This is a genomic window from Sphingomonas sp. 28-62-20 (assembly GCF_002281505.1).
Genome location: NZ_NCGH01000065.1, coordinates 1 through 2,859, shown reverse-complemented (window position 1 = coordinate 2,859; position 2,859 = coordinate 1). Strand labels below are relative to the sequence as shown.

Here is a 2,859-nt window from a genome sequence, read left to right as displayed (position 1 = left end):
ATATGTTCACCGACATCTGGACCGCCCGCCGCAGCGCCCTCAGCCTCTCGAAGAACCTCATGGTCGCAACGATGGTCATCGCCATCGGAACCCAGTTTGGCGTCATCACCGCCGACGATTGCGACGGCGACGTTTCGATCATCAACGAATATGATCCCTTCGCCTGACCTCAAGGCGGGGGCTTCGCCCCCGCCCCTTCTCGTGTGAGATTGCCCTTGGATGATATAACCGACCAAGCCAGCGCGCACTTTATCAACTCGACCCTTTCGGGAACGCATTGTCGAACATGTCTTCGTGGGGGAAGCGCTGCGGCGGCTCTGGCAGTTGGGCGTGCCCTGCGTCGAGGTGCTGCGATCAGAGTTCGATGCCGGTGGCTAGCCCCTAGTAATGGGCTATCGCAACGTCACGCGGCATATCCAGTTCAAGACCAAGACGGTGGGCGGCAAGACCGATGCCGTAAAGATCGACGTCGGGCTAATGGACAAGCCGAGCGGGTGTGTCCGGTGGATCGTCGTGACGCCAGACCTCGTATTCGACCATTATCTCTGGTTCGGGGGTGAGCCGGGTGAACCGCTGCCCGATATCAGCGCGAACATGATCGCCAAACACAGCAAGGGGACGTCGCTGGGCAAGAAAAACGAGCGGCCGATGCATCGGTTGATCGCAACGGGGAAATTCGAGAGGATCGCAACGCTCGACCTGATCCTGGGCAAGTTGTTCGGGCAATTGCCTTAAGGGCGTTCGGGCACCGGCTGCGCCGGACCGGGCTCTAGGCTGGTGCCCCGAGCCCCGTGCCGGGTCTCGGCCCTGCGGGTAACGATCCCTTGCTGAAAAGGTACGCGCGCCTACTGCGCGACCGCCGGCCGGACGAGCGCCTCGGCGGTGACCGGCGCCGGACCTTCGGCGAGCGTCTTCTTCAACGCTTCGTCACCGAGCAGCACGCGCCACGGCGCGCCGTACGTGCGGGATGCGAGATAGAAGACCGCGCCGTCACAAGCGACCATTCGGCACTTTTCCTGGGCATCGATCAGCGACCATCCAGCCCCGTGCCGCGCGACGAAATCCACCGGATCGACTCGCATCAGGGCTCCGCACCGACGGCATTGGCTGCGGACAAGGATGTTGCGTCGCTGCATAGCGCCGACGGTTCTCACCCAGATCGGCCAGAGGGTGTGGAGCGCTGCGGTCATCACAAGCGGACGATAGTCTTTCTGCCCCGCGCCGGGTCGCCGAATGGATGGGGTCATCACCATGCCCGGTTCTTGCCGAGGCGCAGGCTCGCGCAAACCCGTGACCGGGTTTCTCCTCTGCGTTTCGACCCTGCGGGTGCGCGCGCCCACTGTGCCCCGGCGCGCCGGTCCTTGTTGAAAGACCCCGATCGGCGGGGTTTGGAACAGTACAGGATATCCGCTCATGTCCGACAACCAAGCTGCCCCTGCCCCAGCGGCGCATCGCACTTCCACCATCGCGCATTTGAACGACGCGCTTCGTCAGCATCTCACCCAGCCCGGCCACAATCGGGTCGTTATGACCATAAGCGTCCAGGAGCTGATCGGCGACGTCAGCCTCTTTCGCAACTTTCGTGCCCAAGCCGAATTGCTGCGGAGCATCCGCGACTATGACGCGTTTGGCCCCGACGTCGATCCGCACGGCGAGCACGACTTCGGCCGCTTCGAGTTTCGCGGTGCCGCGCTCTATTGGAAGATCGACTATTATGATCGCGCGCTGGACTTTGGTTCTCCCGACCCCGCGGACCCGGATGTCACCGCCCGGGTGCTGACGATCCTCCTCACCAGCGAATACTGAAATGTACTGGCCCCGACCCTGGTCGGGGCCACCTGCTTGTGTGGGGGTCAGATAGGACCCAGCAGCCTGTCTGCGCGGCGCCGGTCGAACCCTGACGCTCGCCCACTGTCCGAACGCAAAAGTCTGCTCAAGCAGACTTGAGCCCGCGAGTGTCGTCGCAGATCCGCATCCACTCATCGCCTCTGTATTGAATTCAATACGATGCGGCGATAGCGTTCGAGCCGTCGTGTGAGAGGAGAGGTCGCCCGTGGCGGAGGAAGGGCAGGAGAGTGACGTCAGGCGTTCGGCCTTTTTGCAGCTTCGGGTGACCCCGACGATGCACACGGCGATCACGCGTCTCGCCCTCGAACACGATAATCTGACCGTGCGCGCGCTCGTGATGAACGCGCTCAAGCAAACCTATGGTCTCGATGTTCCCGACGAGGAGCTTCGTGACCGGCGCGGCCGCCAGCCACGACCCGCGAACCTGAAGGAGACCGACCATGGCTGAGTATTTTTCGCGCCATCCCGATCATGCGATCGTGTTTGCGTTCACGTGTTTCGCGCTCACCGTCTATCTCTTCCGCTACGTCGGACCCAGAGTCGGCGCGCGCGGCGACTGGTCGGCGCGGGACCATTATGAACGCAACCTCCGCAATGGCGCCGACGACTATTGAGCGCGGTTGCACGATACGAAAGACAGACGTGAAGACCATCGTGATCAGTCTCCTCAAAGGGGGCGTCGGCAAGACCTTCTTCGCGACGCATCTCGCTTGGTACCTCGCCGAGCAGGCGGGGCGGCGGGTCGCGTTCCTCGATCTGGATCCGCAGGGCTCCTCGACGCGGCGGCTCGCCAAGGAACGGACCGGCCTGTTCTCGGCCGACCTGTTCGATCCCGACGAAAAGCTTGTTCTTGAGGACGCGCCCGGCATCACGGTGTTCGGCGCCGATCCGCGCCTCCAGATGGTCAAGGCCGCGCAGGACGTGCACGACTTCATTGTGCGCTTTCGGGGCTTGTCCGCGCATTTCGATTATTGCGTCATCGACACTGGCCCCAAGTGGGACGAGCTCACC

6 protein-coding genes are annotated in these 2,859 nt (G+C 62.9%); 5 read left to right on the top strand and 1 reads right to left on the bottom strand.

All coding sequences use genetic code 11. The features are described from left to right. Positions 1 to 387 precede the first annotated feature (387 nt). Positions 388 to 735, top strand: coding sequence for a hypothetical protein (locus B7Y43_RS20020; protein WP_374133417.1), 348 nt, complete (start codon positions 388 to 390; stop codon positions 733 to 735). Positions 736 to 845: 110 nt separating this feature from the next. Here B7Y43_RS20020 and B7Y43_RS20015 read toward each other — a convergent pair whose 3' ends face one another. Then, on the bottom strand, positions 846 to 1,253 hold the full coding sequence (locus B7Y43_RS20015) for a hypothetical protein (protein WP_374133416.1): 408 nt from the start codon (positions 1,251 to 1,253) through the stop codon (positions 846 to 848). 160 nt (positions 1,254 to 1,413) lie between these two features. Between B7Y43_RS20015 and B7Y43_RS20010 the strand changes: the two genes are divergently transcribed. The 4 genes from B7Y43_RS20010 to B7Y43_RS19995 form a co-directional block, all read left to right on the top strand. Further along, the gene (locus B7Y43_RS20010) at positions 1,414 to 1,806 is read left to right on the top strand and encodes a DUF3768 domain-containing protein (RefSeq protein WP_374133415.1); all 393 of its coding nucleotides are present in this window, start codon (positions 1,414 to 1,416) and stop codon (positions 1,804 to 1,806) included. A 247-nt stretch (positions 1,807 to 2,053) separates the two neighbouring features. Further along, positions 2,054 to 2,296 carry a hypothetical protein gene (locus B7Y43_RS20005; protein ID WP_374133414.1) on the top strand — a complete coding sequence of 81 codons (243 nt, stop codon included), beginning with the start codon at positions 2,054 to 2,056 and terminating at the stop codon, positions 2,294 to 2,296. After that, complete coding sequence (locus B7Y43_RS20000) at positions 2,289 to 2,462, top strand: hypothetical protein (RefSeq protein WP_374133413.1); 174 nt, start codon at positions 2,289 to 2,291, stop codon at positions 2,460 to 2,462. The genes B7Y43_RS20005 and B7Y43_RS20000 overlap by 8 nt, the downstream gene beginning before the upstream one ends. A 28-nt stretch (positions 2,463 to 2,490) precedes the next feature. Then, a partial coding sequence (locus B7Y43_RS19995; RefSeq protein WP_374133412.1) for a ParA family protein occupies positions 2,491 to 2,859 on the top strand: 369 nt, incomplete at its 3' end.

Coding starts and splice junctions, on each gene's coding strand:
- B7Y43_RS20000 (WP_374133413.1), top strand. CDS start 2,289: ATGGCTGAGTATTTTTCGCGCCATCCCGATCATGCGATCGTGTTTGCG.
- B7Y43_RS20015 (WP_374133416.1), bottom strand. CDS start 1,253: ATGGTGATGACCCCATCCATTCGGCGACCCGGCGCGGGGCAGAAAGAC.
- B7Y43_RS20010 (WP_374133415.1), top strand. CDS start 1,414: ATGTCCGACAACCAAGCTGCCCCTGCCCCAGCGGCGCATCGCACTTCC.
- B7Y43_RS20020 (WP_374133417.1), top strand. CDS start 388: ATGGGCTATCGCAACGTCACGCGGCATATCCAGTTCAAGACCAAGACG.